The sequence below is a fragment of the Gilliamella apicola genome (genome assembly GCF_003202915.1).
Lineage (GTDB): Bacteria > Pseudomonadota > Gammaproteobacteria > Enterobacterales > Orbaceae > Gilliamella > Gilliamella apicola_Q.
In genome coordinates this window covers 73924-94039 of sequence record NZ_QGLP01000007.1, presented here as the reverse complement: position 1 = coordinate 94039, position 20116 = coordinate 73924, and the positions used below count along the sequence as shown (strand labels likewise).

Annotated in this window: 16 protein-coding genes; 6 read left to right on the top strand and 10 right to left on the bottom strand. The window is 36.8% G+C overall.

What is annotated here, in order from left to right; genetic code table 11:
• Positions 1–35: 35 nt before the first annotated feature.
• Entirely contained in the window at positions 36–1211 is a 1176-nt protein-coding gene (locus DKK79_RS12300) for an amino acid aminotransferase (protein WP_110424337.1), read from the bottom strand.
• Between the two features lie 128 nt (positions 1212–1339).
• Entirely contained in the window at positions 1340–1873 is a 534-nt protein-coding gene (gene syd / locus DKK79_RS12295; protein ID WP_034883760.1) for a SecY-interacting protein, read from the bottom strand.
• A 732-nt stretch (positions 1874–2605) separates the two neighbouring features.
• Between syd and rne the strand changes: the two genes are divergently transcribed.
• From rne to metA, 6 genes are all read left to right on the top strand, one after another.
• On the top strand, positions 2606–5275 hold the full coding sequence (gene rne, locus DKK79_RS12290; protein WP_110424336.1) for a ribonuclease E: 2670 nt from the start codon (positions 2606–2608) through the stop codon (positions 5273–5275).
• Between the two features lie 63 nt (positions 5276–5338).
• The gene (locus DKK79_RS12285) at positions 5339–6268 is read left to right on the top strand and encodes an ABC transporter permease subunit (RefSeq protein WP_034883758.1); all 930 of its coding nucleotides are present in this window, start codon (positions 5339–5341) and stop codon (positions 6266–6268) included.
• Positions 6261–7121 carry an ABC transporter permease subunit gene (locus DKK79_RS12280; RefSeq protein ID WP_110424335.1) on the top strand — a complete coding sequence of 287 codons (861 nt, stop codon included), beginning with the start codon at positions 6261–6263 and terminating at the stop codon, positions 7119–7121. The genes DKK79_RS12285 and DKK79_RS12280 overlap by 8 nt, the downstream gene beginning before the upstream one ends.
• A 2-nt stretch (positions 7122–7123) precedes the next feature.
• On the top strand, positions 7124–8113 hold the full coding sequence (gene sapD / locus DKK79_RS12275; RefSeq protein ID WP_034883756.1) for a putrescine export ABC transporter ATP-binding protein SapD: 990 nt from the start codon (positions 7124–7126) through the stop codon (positions 8111–8113).
• 21 nt (positions 8114–8134) lie between these two features.
• A complete protein-coding gene (locus tag DKK79_RS12270) occupies positions 8135–8947 on the top strand; it encodes a peptide ABC transporter ATP-binding protein (RefSeq protein ID WP_110424334.1) in 813 nt (270 codons plus the stop codon).
• A 257-nt stretch (positions 8948–9204) separates the two neighbouring features.
• Complete coding sequence (gene metA, locus DKK79_RS12265; RefSeq protein ID WP_034883754.1) at positions 9205–10137, top strand: homoserine O-acetyltransferase MetA; 933 nt, start codon at positions 9205–9207, stop codon at positions 10135–10137.
• A 145-nt stretch (positions 10138–10282) separates the two neighbouring features.
• Here metA and fucO read toward each other — a convergent pair whose 3' ends face one another.
• The 8 genes from fucO to DKK79_RS12225 all read right to left on the bottom strand — a co-directional run bounded on the left by fucO (position 10283) and on the right by DKK79_RS12225 (position 20110).
• Complete coding sequence (fucO, locus tag DKK79_RS12260; protein ID WP_110424333.1) at positions 10283–11434, bottom strand: lactaldehyde reductase; 1152 nt, start codon at positions 11432–11434, stop codon at positions 10283–10285.
• A gap of 18 nt (positions 11435–11452) precedes the next feature.
• Complete coding sequence (yfaU, locus tag DKK79_RS12255; protein WP_110424332.1) at positions 11453–12259, bottom strand: 2-keto-3-deoxy-L-rhamnonate aldolase; 807 nt, start codon at positions 12257–12259, stop codon at positions 11453–11455.
• 55 nt (positions 12260–12314) lie between these two features.
• Entirely contained in the window at positions 12315–13580 is a 1266-nt protein-coding gene (locus DKK79_RS12250) for an MFS transporter (protein WP_110424331.1), read from the bottom strand.
• Positions 13581–13724: 144 nt separating this feature from the next.
• Complete coding sequence (gene rhmD, locus DKK79_RS12245) at positions 13725–14930, bottom strand: L-rhamnonate dehydratase (protein WP_110424330.1); 1206 nt, start codon at positions 14928–14930, stop codon at positions 13725–13727.
• Between the two features lie 28 nt (positions 14931–14958).
• Complete coding sequence (locus DKK79_RS12240) at positions 14959–15717, bottom strand: IclR family transcriptional regulator (RefSeq protein ID WP_110424329.1); 759 nt, start codon at positions 15715–15717, stop codon at positions 14959–14961.
• 404 nt (positions 15718–16121) lie between these two features.
• A complete protein-coding gene (locus DKK79_RS12235; RefSeq protein ID WP_110424328.1) occupies positions 16122–16898 on the bottom strand; it encodes a class I SAM-dependent methyltransferase in 777 nt (258 codons plus the stop codon).
• A gap of 203 nt (positions 16899–17101) precedes the next feature.
• On the bottom strand, positions 17102–18814 hold the full coding sequence (gene ilvD, locus DKK79_RS12230) for a dihydroxy-acid dehydratase (RefSeq protein ID WP_110424327.1): 1713 nt from the start codon (positions 18812–18814) through the stop codon (positions 17102–17104).
• A gap of 27 nt (positions 18815–18841) precedes the next feature.
• Positions 18842–20110, bottom strand: coding sequence for an MFS transporter (locus DKK79_RS12225; protein ID WP_086358802.1), 1269 nt, complete (start codon positions 20108–20110; stop codon positions 18842–18844).
• Positions 20111–20116: the final 6 nt, after the last annotated feature.

Sequence of the window (20116 nt, the reverse complement as noted above, 5' to 3'; positions counted from 1 at the left end):
GACAAGATTAAACAAAAGTTTATTAAAATGACCAACTATAAAACGTCGACAATCGATTCACATAATCTCGACATATTATCAATAGTCATTCCAGCGACATTAATTCGGCCGGAGTTAACAATGTAAATACCATAATCATCACGTAATTTAAGCACTTGTTCTTCATTTAAACCACTAAATGAGAACATGCCATTTTGTTTAGTAATAAAACTAAAGTCTTGGTTAGCCCCTTTGTCTTGTAGCGTTTTAACAAATAGCTGCCGCATACGATGTATCCGTTGGCGCATGCTGGTTAATTCATCAATCCACTCTTCTTTTAGTTCTTCATTATTTAAAATATAAGAGACAATTTTAGCGCCATGCGCGGGTGGATTGGAGTAATTAGCTCTGATAATGGTTTTTACCTGACTAAAGGCGCGATCAGCAATCTCGCTATCAGCAGCAATTAACGTAAATGCCCCCACACGCTCATTATAAAGACCGAAATTTTTAGAGTAAGAGCTGGCAATTAAGAGTTCCGGCTGACTATTGGCAAATAATCTAAGCCCATATACGTCCTCTTCTATCCCTTGACCAAATCCTTGATAAGCGAGGTCGAATAGTGGTAACCAACCGTTTTTTAACGCTAATTCTGAGATAGCTTGCCATTGTTCCGGTGTTGGATCAATGCCGGTTGGATTATGGCAACAGCCATGAAATAACACCGCTTCACCCTCGGCAACTAGGCTTAAATCACTGATTAATCCCTCAAAATCTAAGCTTCGTGTTTGCGCATTGTAATAACGATATTCGCGAACTTCTAAGCCCGCGGTTTGGAATACACTACGATGATTTGGCCAAGATGGATTACTTACCCAGACACGTTTTACTTTGGTACGACGCGACAAGAAATCCGCCATAATACGCAATGCTCCGGTGCCTCCTGGTGCTTGCGCGGTTCGAGCTCGTGGATTTTCATTACCGAATAGTAGAGTTTGGGTGGCACTATTAAATGGATTAAGACCATCGATAGGTAAATAGCTTTTGGTGGTTTCATCATTTAATATTAGATGCTCAGCTTTTTTTACACTTTCTAAAATAGGCGTTTTGGTGGTCTCATCTTTATAAACACCAACACTTAAATTGATTTTGTTGGTGCGTTCGTCCTTGTTATAGAGATCCGCTAAACCTAAGATGGGATCTGCAGGTGCTGCTAATAAATATTCAAACATAATGTACCTATTTCTTTTTCTGACCCTCAATGCATTATATACACATTGTTTGGTAAGTTACAATTTGGTTAGCAATCTTGTTTTGGCGCAATATTTTACCATTAACAGTGGTTATCCCTCCCAAGTTATCAGTTTTTAATTTCCAATTTTTCAAAAAATGATTTTAAATCAGATGTTAACGTACTTAACTGCCCGGTTATTAAATCTTCTTTAACCACTTCTCCTGTTAAGTTATTTAATGCGATGATTTCCGTATCTTTATCGGTTGAACCAATGAAAATGGTTGGCTGACGTTTTAATTTTCTTAATTGAGATAGATGCGCAATTAAATTTTGTTCTAAATTGGCGAAGTCATCATCACTCCATGGTTGCAGTAAAATTAGCTCAATATCAGCAAATTTGGCGGTCATATTGGCCGCATATTGTGTGCCGTAATAAATATGAGCACTTGGATGTATCTTGATATTAACCACTTGTTCAACGATGGTTAAATCTCTTGGCGGAATAAGCAAAAAAGGTTGCCAATAAACAGCAAGATTTTCGGTTTTTATAATGCAAGGTGAGGGTAACGAGTGTAATTCTTCACTTTTGGGAGCGTCATCAAATTGAGCAATCCAGCGCTGGGTAAAATCAAGTAGAGCAACTTTTTCCGGTAATTCCATAAATACACACTATTTTATTGTTCATTTCACAAGCAAATCTACTGGGTATTATACGGTTAAAATAAGGATATGCACCAGTGTTATTGTTAGGTTTAATACATTAATAAAATGGTGTATAAAATTAATGATGATAAGCAAAAAAATTCATCTATATCGCCTTTAGCAAACAACCAAAAAAGATCGTTTGCGATTAAGCTACTTACCGATTTTGGCACTCAGCTAAAATTAACAGGTAATTGTTTATAAAATAATCAGTTTAATTTACTTGCTATCCTCTGCTGAAACGTGAATAATAGGCAGGGATAATTTATCCGTGTAATGCAGCAATGGCGTTAGACATTACAGTTTGTCAAAATAAAATAGCGTAAGTAGAATTATTATAATTAATTAATATGTTTATTTTAAACAATCATATAAAGATTTTGCGGTTTGTTAAATTGTAGAAATTTGCAAACTCATCGTTGAAATAATATCAATTGTTGTCAGTTTAGTGGTATTGAAAACAGTACATAAGTGTTTTGAATGTAATATTACCGTTAAACAGTATATTGATGTTGTATAATTTATACTGATTTCACATAAAATAATAACAAAAATAACACAAATAAAATAATGAATACGGTATACCGAAATATTTAGTTAAGTACTATTGTTTATTATTGTTAAAATAAGCGTTTATTAATAATAAAATTCTACCTACAGTTAATTTAGATTAATCAAGAGTGTAGAATAATGAAAAGAATGCTAATCAACGCAACACAGCAAGAAGAGCTGCGCGTTGCCCTTGTTGATGGCCAACGCTTGTATGATTTAGATATCGAGAGCCTTGGTCACGAACAAAAAAAAGCCAATATTTATAAAGGCAAAATTACTAAAATCAATCCTAGTTTAGAAGCCGCTTTTGTTTCGTATGGTGGAGAGCGAGATGGTTTTTTACCATTAAAAGAGATCGCTGAAAGCTATTTCCCTTCAAATATTTCTGGCCGTCGCAGTATTAAACATTTACAAGAAGGTCAAGAAGTCCTTATTCAAATTGAAAAAGAGATTCGTGGCAAAAAAGGGGCAGCGTTAACAACTTATATTAGTTTAGCCGGTAGCTACTTAGTATTAATGCCAAATGACCCAAGAGCTGGAGGGGTTTCGCGTCGTATTGAAGGTGAAGAGCGCGCTGATCTAAAACGCGTTATCGATGCGTTAGAAAAACCTAAAGGCATGGGCGTCATTGCAAGAACCGCTGGCGTAGGTAAAAGCCAAGAAGAGTTACAACAGGATTTAAATGCCTTAGTTAATTATTGGACCGCAATTCAAAATGAGTCTAAGAATCATCCCGCACCAAGTTTAATTCATAAAGAAAGTGATATTATTACGCGCGCATTTCGTGATTATTTACGTGATGATGTCGGTGATATTCTTATCGATAATCCAAAAGTACTTGAGATTGCAAAAAAACGCTTAGTTGATTTAGGTCGAGTTGAGTACGTTAGTCGCCTTAAACTTTATGATGGTGATGTACCACTGTTTAACCATTTCCAAATCGAAGGTCAGATTGAATCCGCATTCCAACGTGAAGTTCGCTTACCATCTGGTGGTTCGATTGTAATCGATGCGACCGAAGCATTAACTGCGATTGATATTAACTCTGCTAAATCTATTCGTGGTAGCGATATTGAAGAGACGGCATTTAATACTAATCTTGAAGCGGCAGAAGAGATAGCTCGCCAATTACGTTTACGTGATTTAGGTGGTTTGATTGTTATCGACTTTATTGATATGACACCAATTCGTAATCAACGAGAAGTCGAAAATCGTCTAAAAGAAGCCATGAAAACTGACCGAGCAAGAATTCAAACCACGCGTATTTCCCGTTTTGGTTTGCTTGAAATGTCTCGCCAACGTTTAAGCCCATCTTTGCGAGAAGCAACCCATCATATTTGTCCGCGTTGTCAAGGAACCGGTACCGTTCGTGATAATAATTCATTATCACTGTCAATTCTTCGTTTAATTCAAGAAGAAGCGATGAAAGATAATACCGTGCAAATTGACGTAATAGTACCAGTGCCAATTGCCAGCTACTTGCTCAACGAAAAGCGCCGAGCAATTACTAATATTGAAAGAATGCACCCAGATGTGAAAATCGTTATTGCTGGCGATGAAGAGATGGAAACACCGCTTTATAAAGTGATTCGTAAACGCAGTGGTGAAGAGACCGATGTACTAAGTTACAATTTACCTAAGCTGATTCGTGAACTTGAAGAAGAGGAAGAAGATCAAGTTGCTGAGTTGGTGGTAGAGCAAGCAGTTTTATCGGGCCCTAAAGTCGAAGCGAGCAAAGCAGCTAAGGCGAAAACCGAACCGAAACAAGTTGAAAAATCTAGCGGTTTATTTGTTGGTTTCTTTAAGAAGCTTCAACAGCTGTTTGCTGCTCAAGAGGATGAACCTAAGCCAGAAGTTAAACCTCAGTCAAATAAACGACGAGATAACCAACGTACAAATAATCGACGTCAACGTAATAACCGTAATAGCAATAATGGTTCAGTAGCAAATAATACAGCAACTGAAGAGGTTAAAGAGACTACGCGCCCTAATCGTCGAAGTAAACAAAATGGTAATACCGCAAATGCCGCTAATACAGCAAATAACATTAAAGCCGATAAAGTAGCGAGTGAACCGGTACAACCAAAACAAAAGGAAGCGAAACCAAGGCGACAACAGCGTACATTAACTAAGAGCGTTCGGGTTAAAAATAGTGATGCGCCGGTACCAGATGAAAAAGAGCGTATCGTTATTCCGACATTATTAGTACCAGTTATTGTTCCTGAATCAGACGATAGTAACGTAACCGCTGATGCCCAACCGAAACGTCAACGACGAACTTCTCGACATTTGCGTATGAATGCCCCTCGGACTAAACGACGTGGCAAAAATACCGAATTAAAACAGTCAGCAATGCCATTAGAGTTTGCCGCCGCTTCATTAGAGCTGGCATTAGGTCGTGTAGCGGTTGATTATAGTCAAGTGAGTCGTGATGAGCCAAGTAACACTGTTACCGTGATCCCTTCACTGTTATTACCAATTGTAATCAAAGATGAGGTCTCTTCAGCTAACGCTAAACAAGATGTTGCAAGTATATCGCAATCAAATATCACAACATCTGCTACTCAATCTAATATTGAGAAACAGTCTACAGAACAAGAAATCAGCCAATCTACAGCTGATACTGCTTCAGGTTATTCATCATCAATAATGACTAAGGCTCCAGCTCCAGATTATGTGCAATCTGATAGTAAAATAAAGACTCGAGAAGAATTGGATTATCACTATGACGGTAAAGGTAATGCTGGTGGATTAAGCGCCCAAGATCACGCTTATGCCGCAGCAAGTAAACCGGTGATACCTGATTAGCCGACAACTAAAACAGCGGTGATGGATATCACCGTTGTTTTTAACTCATGATAAAGATAAACAATGATTATCTATATTTTTAAAAAAATAGTGACGTTTTTATTCATTATCTGCGTGCTTGCCCAGATTAGCTTCTGTCTGGTTTACTTTGTTCCTCAATCTATTTTTAGTGATTTAACTTTTCTTGATGCCTATAGTGCTTTTTTTAAACAATTACTACAAGGTCAATTTCGCTTAGCATCTGGTGAAACTTTACCATTTTTAGATACCCTATTAACAACGTTTGAGCTATGTATTTTAGCGTTATTGGTGGCGTTACTTGTCGGCTTACCTTTAGGTATTTTTCTTGGATTAAGTAATATAAATTGGTTGAATACCACTATTCGCTTAACTAGTTTGATATTTTATTCTTGTCCGATTGTGATGTTGGCAACAATTGTGATGTATTATCTTTCGTCGAAATGGTCGATTTCTATGAACTTTGATATACCACCATCAGTAACGGGTAGCTCTTTGCTTGATATTTTAATCTCATCAAGGCCAGAAAAATTAATGGCTTTGTTAGATCAGCTTCACTATTTACTTTTGCCAACCATTATTTTAGCTATTCAGCCAAGTATTATGACCATTCAGCTGGTGAGTGAAAACGTCAAAAATACCTCAAGGCAAAACTATATTAAGATGGCAATTATTCGGGAACGTTCGCCGCTTAAAGTATTACGTCGGCATTTATTACCCAATTCAATTCCGGCTACCATTCCACAATTGACCTATAACACCACGACTTTACTGTTTTTTACCATGGTGATAGAAATCTTATTTAATCGAGTTGGTTTAGGTCAATGGGTGATGATGGCGTATCGTAATCATAATTATTTTATTATTTCGATAGCCATTCTTGCGTGTGGAACGGTAATAAGCTTATTAACTTTATTAGGTGAGATAACGGCTATTGCTATTTATCCATTACGTCATAAGGAACATTATGTCTAGGATAATTCAGTTAGGTAAGCGAATAAATTCGTGCTTCCATCGACTTCATAGCAATTTATATCTGATTGTCAGTTTTTATGGGATTTTAGCAATTGCTTTTATTGCATTATCAACCAAATGGTTCTTTCATGCGCATTTAAATCCCATCTATGTAAGCTCCTTACCGCCTGCTTGGTGGCCTAATGGTGATATTAATCATATTTTAGGAACTACTGAGCAAGGACAGGATATTTTTGACTATTTATTAATAGGTTATCGGTCAACGATTGTAATGACGCTAAAAGCAGTTTTTTATGTCATTATAATCGGTGGCGTAATTAACTATTTAATGTTTTTTGTCACATTTATCCGGCCTTTTATTCTATTTATCTTTAGATTTTTTATGGTAGTACCGCCATTGCTTGGGGTAATTGTTATCAGTTTGTTATTGGAAGATGATATTACCAATATATTAATTGTGATTGGTTTATCCTATGCACCGCGCTTTATTTATAATATCCATCAACGGGTTATAAAAGAGTCGAATAAAACCTATATTACGGCATATCGTTTAGATGGCTTATCTTCATTTTCGATTTTAAATCATTATATTATCCCCAATATTTTACCGGTTTACTTAGCTGAAGTGGTTTCATTATTTGGTTCGGTTATTTTAGCTATTACCACCATTACCTTTTTAGGCTTTGCTAATGACTTTTCTCGGCCGGACTTAGGCATGATGATGTTTAAAATGAAAGACATTATTGATGTTAATTTGCTGGCTTTTTTAGCGCCGGGTATTGCTGTTTCTGCTACAATTACGTTGGTTTATTTATTCAATTTTGGATTATACGGCCAGCGAGTAGGGCATTAATTATGGCATTATTAGACATTCGCAATTTAACCATTGAGTTTATTACTCCTGATGGCCTGTTGCGGGCAATTGATCGGGTTAATTTGAAATTATCAGAAGGCGAAATCCGAGGTCTGGTTGGTGAGTCGGGTTCCGGTAAAAGTCTGATCGCCAAAGCGATATTAGGTGTGAATAACCATAATTGGAAGATTTCCGCTGATCGTTTCCATTTTAATGATGTCGATTTGCTTAAATTGACCGCCAAACAACGGCGAAAAGTGATAAGTGATAATATTTCGATGGTGTTCCAAGAGCCGCAATCTTGCTTGGATCCTTCGATGAAAATCGGCCAACAGTTAATTGAAGCCATTCCTCGCAGAACCTTTAAAGGCCATTGGTGGCAACGCCTATTTTGGCGTAAGAATCGCGCAGTTGAATTATTGCATCGCGTTGGGATTAAAGATCATAAAGAGATCCTCAAATCCTATCCATTTGAATTAACCGAAGGTGAATGTCAAAAAGTGATGATTGCTATAGCATTAGCCAATCAACCTAAATTACTGATTGCCGATGAACCAACTAACGCCATGGAAGCGACCACCGAAGCGCAAATTTTCAGATTGCTGGCCAGTATGAATCAGAATATGGGGACGACGATTTTACTCATTAGCCATGATCTACAGATGGTTACTCGCTGGACTGATCGTATCAATGTCCTATATTGCGGACAAACCGTTGAGGTAGCTGATAGTGAAGATTTAATTAAATCACCTTATCACCCATATACGCAGGCATTGATTTATGCGATTCCTGATTTTGGTAAAGCGATGCCTCATAAAAGCCCTTTAAATACCTTACCTGGGGTTATTCCATCATTAGAACATTTACCTATTGGTTGCCGCTTAGGGCCTCGTTGCCCTTATGCGCAAAAAAAATGTATACAAGCACCAGAACTTATCCCAATAAAAGATCATTCGGTAGCCTGCCATTTTCCATTAAATACTGATGAGTAATTTGAGATATAGGAATAGTTAATGAACCCAATATTAAAAGTCCGCAATTTATCAAAACGATTTAAAATCCCTAAAGGACTCTTTGGTCATTTACAAATTGATGCCGTCAAACCCTTGTCGTTCTCGCTTAACGAAGGTAAAACCTTAGCCATTATTGGGCAAAATGGTTCCGGAAAATCGACATTAGCTAAAATGTTGGTGGGTATGATAAAGCCAGACAGTGGCGATATTTGGATCGATGGTAATAAAGTTGAATATGGCGATTATGGGCATCGTTCGCAACTGATTCGCATGATATTCCAACATGTGGAAAGTTCTTTTGATCCAAGACTTCGCATTGGTCAATTACTGGAAATTCCACTTAAACGCAATGCCAATTATACCGCTCACGAACGAGAAAAATTGATTAATGATGTTTTAAAACAAGTAGGTTTATTGCCGGAACACGCCTCTTATTATCCATCTGTGATGGCTGCCGGGCAAAAACAACGCGTTGCGTTAGCTAGAGCTTTAATTTTAAAACCAAAAGTGATTATTCTTGATGAAGCTTTAACGGCTTTAGATATCTCAATGCGTTCACAAATTGTTAATTTGATGCTGTCGCTACAACAAGAACAAAATATATCTTATGTCTATGTCACACAAGATATTGGCATGATGAAACATATTAGTGACCAAATTATCGTTATGCATAATGGTGAATTGGTTGAATATGGTAATACTGCTGAAGTTTTGGCTTCGCCACTAAGTGAAATCACACAAAAACTTATCAATAGCTATTTTGGTGAGGCGTTAACCGCAGATACTTGGCGGACCGATACCCGAGCCATTTAAATTCACCTCTTTGCTATATAGATTATCGATAACGGTTAACAGTTAAATCCAATAAGTTTGCTATTATTCTGATTTTGTTGGCAATATCCTGGCTATTATTTCTAATAAAAACGCTCGACAAATTTTCTAAAACCCACTATATTTAGCTATATAGATTTCTAGACGTCTATTTGAAAAATTATAAAAAGTAATTAATATAAAAAATAATTAATATAAAAAGTAATTAATATAAAAAGTAATTAATAGGAGCTTTTGATATGCCTATCTGTATTCCTGATTCATTACCGGCAGTAGATGTATTACGTAATGAAAATGTATTTGTGATGACCTCAACGCGTGCTAATACTCAAGAAATTCGTCCATTAAAGCTTCTTTTTTTAAATTTAATGCCTAAAAAGATCGAAACTGAAAATCAGTTTTTACGGCTACTCTCTAATTCATCTTTACAAGTCAATATTCAACTACTACGTATTGATCAGCGTGAGTCAAAAAATACCCCTGTAGAGCATTTAAATAGTTTTTATTGTGATTTTGAAGATATTCGTGAACAGAATTTTGATGGTCTAATTATCACTGGCGCACCATTAGGTAAAGTTGCTTTTTCCGATGTGGTCTATTGGCCTAAGTTAGCTGAAATAATTACTTGGGCGAAAGATCATGTAACCTCAACCATGTTTGTTTGCTGGGCGGTGCAAGCGGCTTTAAATGTACTCTATGATTTACCGAAATTCACCCGTTCACAAAAGTTATCTGGCGTTTATCAACACCAAATCTTGCAACCAAATGCGATTTTAACCCGAGGTTTTGACGATACGTTTCTAGCACCACATTCGCGTAATGCTGATTTTCCAATTGATAAAATTAAAAACTATACCGATTTAAATATCTTAGCTGAGTCAGAAATCACAGGTCCATACTTAATGGCAACCGCCGATAAACGAATGGCGTTTGTAACCGGTCATCCTGAATATGACTCATTTACTTTGGCTAATGAATATTCTCGTGACTTAAAAGCCGGTATTAACCCTGAGATCCCTTATAACTACTTCCCAGAAAATAATCCCGATTTAACGCCAAAAGCGACATGGCGAAGTCATGCCTATTTACTATTTAGTAATTGGCTTAACTATTACGTTTATCAATTAACACCATTTGATTTAACGACTCGTAATTTGACAATTGATGATTAACGATTAACGATTAACGATTAACGATTAACGATTAACGTTAACGATTAACGTTAACGATAGATGATAGATGGATTTATTAAATAAATAACTCCATCTATTTGACAATTATTAACTATTACTAATCATACAAAGTAAATAACTAAAATTAAAAAACAGAATGATATAATTTTTCAATATCTGATAGGTTTGTTTCTCTTGGATTTCCTTGAGTACACACATCAGCATAGGCTGCTTCGGCTAGAGCTTTTATATCTTCCTTCTTTACGCCAACCATATGTAAATTTGTGGGTATTTTGACGTCATGATTTAACTGAAAAACGGCATTCACGGCTACATTTCGAGCATCTTCAATCGACATCTCTTCACTATTTTTTATCCCCATTGCTTTGGCTATATGCCGATATTTTTCACCGGTGTATGGTGCATTATATTGCATGATATGTGGAAGTAATATTGCATTAGCAACACCATGAGGAACATTATAAAAAGCACCCAATGGATGCGCCATACCATGAACTAAGCCGAGGCCAACATTGGAGAATCCCATTCCGGCAATATATTGACCTAAAGCCATTTGCTCAACGGCATTAAGATCGCCATTTACTGAATCGCGTAGTGAACGAGAGATAATTTCAATGGCTTTCAAATGAAACATATCACTCATCTCCCATGCACCTTTCGTGATATAGCCTTCTATTGCATGAGTCAGTGCGTCAATACCGGTTGCTGCTTTTAAACTAGCTGGCATACTCATCATCATATTAGGATCAACCAAAGTGAGAACCGGTATATCGTGAGGATCCACACAGACAAATTTTCTTTTATTCTCTTCATCGGTAATCACATAATTGATAGTCACTTCCGCTGCTGTTCCTGATGTTGTCGGAATAGCAATGATTGGGATCGATGGTTTTTTGGTTTGCGCTAAACCTTCTAAACTACGAATATCGGAAAATTCAGGATTATTTATCACAATTCCAATCGCTTTAGCGGTATCTTGCGGTGACCCACCACCAATCGCTATTAAATAGTCTGCATTTGATTGCTTAAATATCTCTATTCCTTGTTTTACTATACTTATTGTTGGATTCGGCATAACTTCATCAAATATTTGATAATCTAATTTTGCCGAATCAAGTAACTCAGTAACTTTAGTTGCCACGTTAAATTTAATCAGTTCTTTATCAGTAACCACTAAAGCTTTTTGATAACCGCGTTTTTTTACTTCATCGATAATATTATTGATTGAATTCACCCCAAAATATGCGGTTTGATTCAAAATCATTCTATGACTCATTTTTAACCTCTTTCTTTATTAATATGCAACTGAAGATGATTTATTGGGGTTTTTTAACTGTTTAAAGTGTTTTAATCGTTCATCAATCGCCTGCATATACAACATAGTATCCACGCCAACAGCAACGAAATTTGCTCCCCATGAGATACATTTTTGCGCCATTTCGATATCAACCGCTAAAAATCCAGCCGCTTTACCTAATTGCCTAATCCTTTTAATTGTTTTTTCGATAATTTTTTGTACATCTGGATGTCCAGCATTATCAGGATAACCTAAGGATGCCGATAAATCGGCCGGGCCAATAAATACGCCATCTACCCCGTCGGTCATAACGATTTCATCAAGATTTTCGAGGGCTTTTTTACTTTCTACTTGTACTAATAGACAGAGTGAATCGTTGACTTGTTGCATGTACTTTTCAATTTTTCCCCAGCGGGCAGCTCTGGCCACACTGGCGCCTACGCCGCGAGTTCCTTCGGGTGGATAACGTGTCGCTGAAACGACAGCTTTGGATTGTTCACCTGTTTCGACCATCGGTATTAATAAAGTCTGAGAACCAATATCTAGAATCTGTTTAATGTTAGCCTGACTGCCTTCTAAAGGTCGTACTACAGGATGACTGGCATATGGAGCGATTGCTTGTAGCTGGGTGAGTAAGGTTTGTGCTGTATTTGGTGCATGTTCACCATCAAGTAGTAACCAATCATATTCTGAGGTTGCAGCAATTTCAGCCATATAAGATGTCGCTGAAGATAACCAAAGACCAATTTGTAAATTTCCTTGAGTAATTTCTTGTTTGAATTTGTTTTCCAATAGTTTTTTCATTATGTTATTCCTAATGTATTAGGAGCTTATTGATAAAATCAATAAGCTCAGTTGGTTAACTATTTTTGTTAGTTTGTTTTAGCATGAATATAGTGATAGTGCCGACTATTGTTATCACTGCTAAAGTTAGTAAACCTGCTATATTGTTATCAAAAAGCGTTTCTGCTTTTACCCGAATAATTGGCGCGAAAAAACCACCAAATGCCCCAAACATATTAATAAATCCTATGCCTGCAGCTAGGGCTGCTCCAGATAACAGGTTGGTTGGTATAGTCCAAAAAACAGGTTGTACCGCAATAAAACCAATTGCGGCAAAACAAAGAGCAATAATTGCAATGATAGGGCTAGCCAGTGCGGAAATTCCAATACCTAAACCCGCTACCAATAATGTTATAGCAGCGATATTTCTCCTTTCTCCAACTTTGTCTGAATATCGAGGAATAAAATAAGTACCGAATAATGCAGCAATCCAAGGAATTGCTGCGACCAGTGAGGCTTTAAAACCAACCGTTGTTCCCATTAATTGAGCAACTTGTGTTGGTAAAAAGAAAATAAGCCCGTAAACACTTATTTGAATTATCATGTAAATAATGGCTAGATGCCAAACGGTGACATTACTGATAGCATCGATTATTTTAGAGGTGGTTTTGACACTCTCTTCTGATGATAATTTTTCTTGTAATGCTTGTTTTTCATCTTCATTTAAAAATCTAGCATGACTGATCTTGTCATCAAGGTAAATAAAAGTGACAACACCTGCTATAACAGCAAGAATACCTTCGATAATAAACATCCAGTACCAACCAGGATGATCTAAAAAGCCATGCATCTCTAACAAAGCCCCTGATAGCGGTGAGCCAAATGTTAGCGCCAAAGGTGCCCCCATATAAAATAACCCCATTATTCCGGCACGATGTTTTTGTGGGAACCATTGCGAAGTTAAATAGATCATACCAGGGAAGAAACCAGCTTCAGCCATACCAAGCAGTACACGAACCGTTAAAAATTTCCATTCAGAATCAGCATAAGCCATGGCAGCGGATAATAATCCCCATACTAAAGTTGTACCGCCAATCCAGTAACGAGCACCAAATTTACGCATTAATAAATTGGCTGGTGCGCCTAAAAAGGCATAAGCCACGAAGAAAATACCTGCTCCAAGTGCAAATGCTTCATTACTTAGTCCGGTATCTAATTGATATGCCGATTTGGCAAAACCAATATTTGCACGGTCTAAAAATGCTAATACGTAGAGTATTAACATGAATGGCACCAGTCTTAAACGGGTTTTGCTTACCGCTTTTTCGAGAATATTAGACATAAAAAACCCCCTCTCCATAAAAATGACAGAGATATAAATAATGTGTAGATGAGGAAAATAATTTTATTTAATCTAAAATCGCAGTTTTAAACTCCTTTTAAAACTGCAATAAATCAATAAATAAACTTCTTTTTCCTCATATAATTAATGAGAATAAGGACGAATTAATTTACATTCACGATTTAATTCAACACCAAATCCAGGTTTATCCAGTACCGATTTATGAATTTTTCCATTTACAGGAACCGGTTCATCAATCAATATTGGATCAAATTGTGGACGGAGTGTTGAACAATCCGGACTTGTCATTAAAAACTCACTAAATGGGGTATTTGTAAAGGTAATTACTGCATGGTGAGAATAAACGGATGAACCATGAGGTACGACCAGCTGTCCTTTTGATTTCGCAATTGCAGCAATTTCAAGTAAGGTGGTTAAGCCACCACACCAACCAACATCGGGTTGCATGATATCAATTCCAGTTTCAGATAATGTTCTAAATGATTGAATTGTTCCATGATGTTCACCAGAGGTCACCATCATTCCTGGCGGTGCATTGCGTTTTAACTCTCGGTATCCTTCATATTGTTGCGGAGGTAAACATTCTTCAATCCATTTTAAGTTATAAGGCGCACAAGCATAAGCAAGTTTTGTGGCGTAATTTACGTCTTGACTCATCCAGCAATCAAGCATGAGCCAAAAATCAGGTCCGCACTTTTCGCGCATGTCGGCAACCATTTGAGCATCTTTTTTGATACCTTGATCACCGTCATTAGGTCCCCAATGGGTAGGCATCTTGCCACCAATAAAGCCCATCTCTTTTGCCAAATCGGGGCGAGCACCAGTTGCATAAAATTGAATTTCATCACGAACTGCACCACCTAATAATTTATAGACAGGTAGATCAGTCACTTTACCAAATAGATCCCAAAGGGCTAAATCAACACATGATATCGTGTTCATCACTAAACCACCTGAACCAGAATAATACATGGTGGCATTCATCATTTGGTCGTGAATTAGTTTGATATCAGAAACACATTTTCCTTCAATAAATCTATTTAGATGTTTTTCAACAATAAAACATCCCATTTCTCCGCCGGTTGATACGGCAAATCCAATTTGTCCATTATCAGCTTCAACTTCGACAATAAGTGTTCCAAGAACGTTAATACCAAAAGATTGACGTGATTGCTCATACTCTTTATACTTACTCATTGGCGTGGCGATATGGTCGTCGATCCAGTGGTGGCCGCCCTGATCGTGATAGTCTGCCCCGCCACTACCTTTCTCGGCGGTTGCTCCTCCCATAAAATAAGCTCGTACTTCTTTTATTTTTGGTAGCTTCATTTACTTTCTCCTTTAAAAGTTACAAAAATTATTCGTACATAAGACAACCCAATTCTTTTGAGATATCTTTTGCACACTCCTTGATTTTAATCGTAATTTGCGGTAATACATGGTCGGTTATTTGAAATGTTGTTCCTACCGCTGATATTGCTGCTGCGATATTGTTTTGTGCATTAAATATAGGTGCGGCTATACATCTGATATTGATATAATCTTCTTCATTATCAAAACTACAACCTTGTTGGCGAATCTTGGCCAGTTCAGTATGTAGTGAACTCGATGTCATAATTGTATTTGCGGTTTTTTGTTCGAAGGTAATCTGGTTAACGATTTCAGTTATTTTTTCGCTTGGTTGGAAGGCTAATAAGCACTTACCTACCCCTGAACGGTAAAGGGAAACTTGTTTACCTACATAAGAACGAACACTGATTGTGCTGTGTGATTCACATTTCAAAATATAGTAAGCGGTTTTATTGTCTAAAATGCCTAAATGAGTTAAAAGCCCGGTGTTATTGGTTAATCTGGCAAGATGTTTTTTGGCTATTTCTCTAATATCAAAACAATTTGAAGCAAGTTCACCTAACTCGACTAATTTGATCCATAAAAAATAGTCACCATTCTGATCTTGTTTAATAAATTGATAGGACTTTAGTTCTTCTAATAAAAGATAAGCGGAACTTTTCGGTATTTGTAGACTGCTGATTATTTCGGCAGCACTACACCTTCCTTTAGAAGAGATAAAGTTAAGTATTTTTATTGTTCTTTGTAAAGCCGGTACTTTAGACATACATTCCTATATATTGTACTTTAATCCTGTATATTGGATGGGTCGATTTTACGTTTATCAAATCTGGGCACAACTATTTAATCGCATAATTGTGAAGTTGATCATAAAAAATTTATAATTAACAAATGGTTATTCCTCTATATTGGAATTTTTCGTTTTATTCCAGTATAGAGGAATTTAAAATGGATAACTTTATCAAAGATATCAAATGAGAGGATTGTGCTTTAAATTGCAGTGATACCATGAAGCGTTTTTAATTAAAACCGATTTAATAGTCGCCAATAAGATAATATTCAAATATTAGCGTAATGGTATAGACGCCTTAATTATTTTTACAAAGAAATCTCAGTAACTAAAAAAATCTCAATAACTAAAGTAATCATATTTCTATGTGAAATATATTTTTACGCTTTTTCCGCCATTATTAAAAACATTGGTGTTGAATGATAATTAATTTGTTCAATTTCATCCCAAACTATCTTGGATATATCGTTGTGAATATGAATATTTTTATAGCCGATTGATTGTAGGATATTCATATCCCATTCAGGTCTGATTTTTTGACTTAACGGTAGTAATCTGGCGATCCGTTCCATTTCGTGGGTATCGGTTTGGCGATAATGATCGTCTATACCACAATTGGCTGTATTTTCTCGGTCTTGCATGTATTGTGAATGAAGATCTTTATTAAAAAGAAATAAGTACCAGTTTGCATCAAAATTAAGTAATTTTCCTTGAGAATTTAGTACCCGAAACCATTCTTGATAAGCTACTGTGGGATTACTTAGGTTCCAGGTTACATTACGTAACACAATTAAATCAAAATGATTATCGTCAAACGGTAAGCAATGAACATCTGATAAAACAAAATTCACTTTTACCCGATATTGAGAGGCATTGTCTTTTGCTTGATCTATCATCGCTTGAGTAACATCAACTGCGGTTACTTCATGGCCAGCTAAGGCTAAGGTAATCGCCAAAAAACCAGGACCGGTTCCAATGTCTAATATCCGCAATTTATTTTTGTTAGGAGCATGGTTTAAGATTAACTTTTGCCAGATTTTTCTTTTATCCGTTGCCAGTTCGTCTTGGTTAGTTTGGCTGTATCCTTTCGCTCGGTTTGTCCAATAGATAATAAGATCTTGCAAAAGATTATCATCATTATTATTCGCTACTAGCACTTAGTTTCTCGCTTTTTTAAATAATTTTTAATTGTGAGACAGGTAGTATAATCATTATTACTCAATAATATCTACTACTATAACTTTATAGATAAGTTTTTAGTATTAAAAAATAGGTTATTATTTGAGATAGTTAAAGGTAAATTTTAGCGTGAATTATTTGAAATGCCACCAATGTAGATAGGTGGCACTTTGTATCAATTTTATTCTATATAGGCACCGGCCATTAATGATTTAGCTCTTTCTGTATATTGTTTAAATACACCTTTTCGTTTTGAATAATCGGGAGGTGTCCATTTTTGCTTACGTTTAGTAAATATTTCAGCAATTTCTTCTGTAGATTTAATTTCACCATTAATACCAATAATATTAAGTTTTCTAGCATGCACATCGATTTCGACAATATCGTTATCTTCAACAAGTGCAATTGGACCGCCATCCGCCGCTTCAGGAGATACGTGACCAATGCATGGACCATGTGTTGCTCCCGAAAAACGTCCATCGGTGACCAATGCGACACTACCATTAAGACGCTTATCAAAGACAATTGCATCTGTGGTCATTAGCATTTCTGGCGCACCTGAACCTTTTGGCCCTTCATAACAAATGAAAATAACATCACCAGGATTAACCTTATTATTAATAATAGCCTCTTGAGCTGCTTCTTCCGAATTATAAACTTTGGCTGGTCCAGTATGTTTATGCATATCAGGACTACAGGCAGTATATTTTATAACTGCACCATCTGGCGCTATATTGCCTTTTAAAACAGCGATGGATCCCATTTTTTCTTTGTTAGGTTGGCGAATTAAATCATTTCGTTCTAATTTGTAATTATGCAAATAGCCTAAATTACGGTCAAAGAAACCGGTTTGCTGCATCATTTCCAAATTATCACCTAAAGACTGGCCAGTAACTGTCATTACATCAAGATCGAGTAAATCCTTAATCATCCATTGAACCATTGGAATACCGCCGGCAAACCATAATAGTTCTGTTACGTATTTTCCACTTGGCTGTACATTGGTAAGGTATGGTACGGTATTATTAATGCGATCAAATACATCTGCGGTTAATTCAAATCCTGATGCATGTGCGATAGCCGGTAAATGAATCAGCGCATTTGTACTACCACTGATAGCTGCGTGTACTTTAATGGCATTTTCAAATGCTGCAGGTGTAAGTATTTTACGAGAGGTTATTCCTTCTTTGGCTAAATACATGGCATGGTGGCCAGCAGATCTAGCCATCCTGCGAATTTCAGACATGGTCGAAGGTGCTAATGCGCTTCCTGGTAGTGCTAACCCGAGTGCTTCTGACATGCATTGCATTGTACTTGCGGTACCCATGAATTGACATGCACCAGCGGTAGGACAACCACATCTTTGTAAGGTTTGAATTTGTTTGATATCAATCTCACCTTTTTTATATTGCGCAGTGGCACCGCCTAAGTCTGATGTCGTCATATTAGGAGCAGGGCGCATTGAACCACCAGGAACATGAACTAACGGTATGTCAAGTCGTGCAGCTGCAATAAGGTGAGCAGGTACTGATTTATCACAACTAGAAATAAGTACTGCTGCATCATATGGTATGACAGAACCATGAATTTCGACCATATTAGCAATCGCTTCTCTTGATGCTAAGATATAATTCATGCCATCATGACCTTGTCCCCAGCCATCACAAATATCTGTAACATGGCTACGTACTGAACGACCGCCTCGTTCATGCACGCCAAGAACAACTTCATAACCTAAACTATCGAGGTGATAACTACCCGGATGACTTTCTCCATAACAGTCATCAATAAGAACTTGTGGTTTTTCAGTATCTTCAACGGTATAATTCATGCCCATTCGTAATGCATCTAATTGTGACCATAGATCCCTGGCAAATTTACATTTTTGTTGCATAATTTCCTCCAATGCTTTTTTAATTTTTTATTTTGTTGGTTTTGCTGTTACAGCAGGTAGCGTGAATAATAGAATAATTGCAATGATTAAAGCCCCAACTAAGGTATATAGTCCTGCATTTTTACTTACGGTAACGGTTAATAAACCAACTAGATATGGCCCGATAAATCCTCCTAGATTACCAAGGGCATTGATTGTTCCTCGTACTCCACCTAAAACATTTGATGGGAATAATAGTGGTGGTAATGTCCAAAATGGGCCGGCGTATGCTTGTAGGAAAAAGCCACATAAAACCATCATTCCATAAGCAAGCCATGTACTGTTTTCTAATAATATAGATAACGTTAAACATACAGCAAACCCAATCATAGGAATTGCAGTATAGAGCCTACGATTCATGGTTTGGTCACATAATTTAGCAATATAGTATTGTCCAAATATACAAAGAATGTATGGTGCCGCGGTTAATAGTCCAACAATAGACATACCACTACCGGTTAATTGTTTAATTAACATTGGCATCCAAAGGGCAAAACCGTAAAAACCAATTTGGAAGAAGAAATAGATAGCAACCAGTTTCCATAAGTTGATACTACTTAATACTGTTTTAACACTTGCTTTGTCATCTAATTTTATAAGCGCTTTATCTTCGGCAAATTGTTGGTTTAACCAATTTAATTCTTTAGGATCTAGCCATTTAGCTTGATGAGGATAATCAGAAACAAGAGGCATCCAAACAAAGAGTAATGCTAAAGATATAATACCTTCAATGATAAACATTTCTCTCCAACCCCAAGCTTCAATTAACCAACCAGATAATGGACCGGTAATGATAGATGCTGCCGCTAAATTCATTTGGAAAAATGCAATTGCTCTAGCTCTTTCATGATTTGGAAACCAATGCCCAATCAATGCCAATATAGCAGGGTATACTCCCCCTTCAGCTACCCCTAATATAAAACGTATGATAAGTAATTGAATGGGATCTCGAACAAATCCTGTTATTGCAGCAAAACCACCCCAAACAACAATAGTCCATGCGATAAATTTTTTGGCGCTATAGCGTTCAGCGATTTGACCACCAGGAATTTGTAAAAATATATAGCCAATAAAAAAGATCCCTGCGACAAGACCTGCGAAAGACGCGGTCATACCTAAATCTTTATTCATTCCTCCAGCAATACCAATGGCAATATTTGTTCTGTCCATATATGCCACGATATACACCAGAATGGTAGCCGGAATTATATGTTTCCAACGCCCTTTAGGAATTGTTTTGTCTTCTGTATTATTCATATGGAT

Coding starts and splice junctions, on each gene's coding strand:
- DKK79_RS12300 (WP_110424337.1), bottom strand. CDS start 1,211: ATGTTTGAATATTTATTAGCAGCACCTGCAGATCCCATCTTAGGTTTA.
- syd (WP_034883760.1), bottom strand. CDS start 1,873: ATGGAATTACCGGAAAAAGTTGCTCTACTTGATTTTACCCAGCGCTGG.
- rne (WP_110424336.1), top strand. CDS start 2,606: ATGAAAAGAATGCTAATCAACGCAACACAGCAAGAAGAGCTGCGCGTT.
- DKK79_RS12285 (WP_034883758.1), top strand. CDS start 5,339: ATGATTATCTATATTTTTAAAAAAATAGTGACGTTTTTATTCATTATC.
- DKK79_RS12280 (WP_110424335.1), top strand. CDS start 6,261: ATGTCTAGGATAATTCAGTTAGGTAAGCGAATAAATTCGTGCTTCCAT.
- sapD (WP_034883756.1), top strand. CDS start 7,124: ATGGCATTATTAGACATTCGCAATTTAACCATTGAGTTTATTACTCCT.
- DKK79_RS12270 (WP_110424334.1), top strand. CDS start 8,135: ATGAACCCAATATTAAAAGTCCGCAATTTATCAAAACGATTTAAAATC.
- metA (WP_034883754.1), top strand. CDS start 9,205: ATGCCTATCTGTATTCCTGATTCATTACCGGCAGTAGATGTATTACGT.
- fucO (WP_110424333.1), bottom strand. CDS start 11,434: ATGAGTCATAGAATGATTTTGAATCAAACCGCATATTTTGGGGTGAAT.
- yfaU (WP_110424332.1), bottom strand. CDS start 12,259: ATGAAAAAACTATTGGAAAACAAATTCAAACAAGAAATTACTCAAGGA.
- DKK79_RS12250 (WP_110424331.1), bottom strand. CDS start 13,580: ATGTCTAATATTCTCGAAAAAGCGGTAAGCAAAACCCGTTTAAGACTG.
- rhmD (WP_110424330.1), bottom strand. CDS start 14,930: ATGAAGCTACCAAAAATAAAAGAAGTACGAGCTTATTTTATGGGAGGA.
- DKK79_RS12240 (WP_110424329.1), bottom strand. CDS start 15,717: ATGTCTAAAGTACCGGCTTTACAAAGAACAATAAAAATACTTAACTTT.
- ilvD (WP_110424327.1), bottom strand. CDS start 18,814: ATGCAACAAAAATGTAAATTTGCCAGGGATCTATGGTCACAATTAGAT.
- DKK79_RS12225 (WP_086358802.1), bottom strand. CDS start 20,110: ATGAATAATACAGAAGACAAAACAATTCCTAAAGGGCGTTGGAAACAT.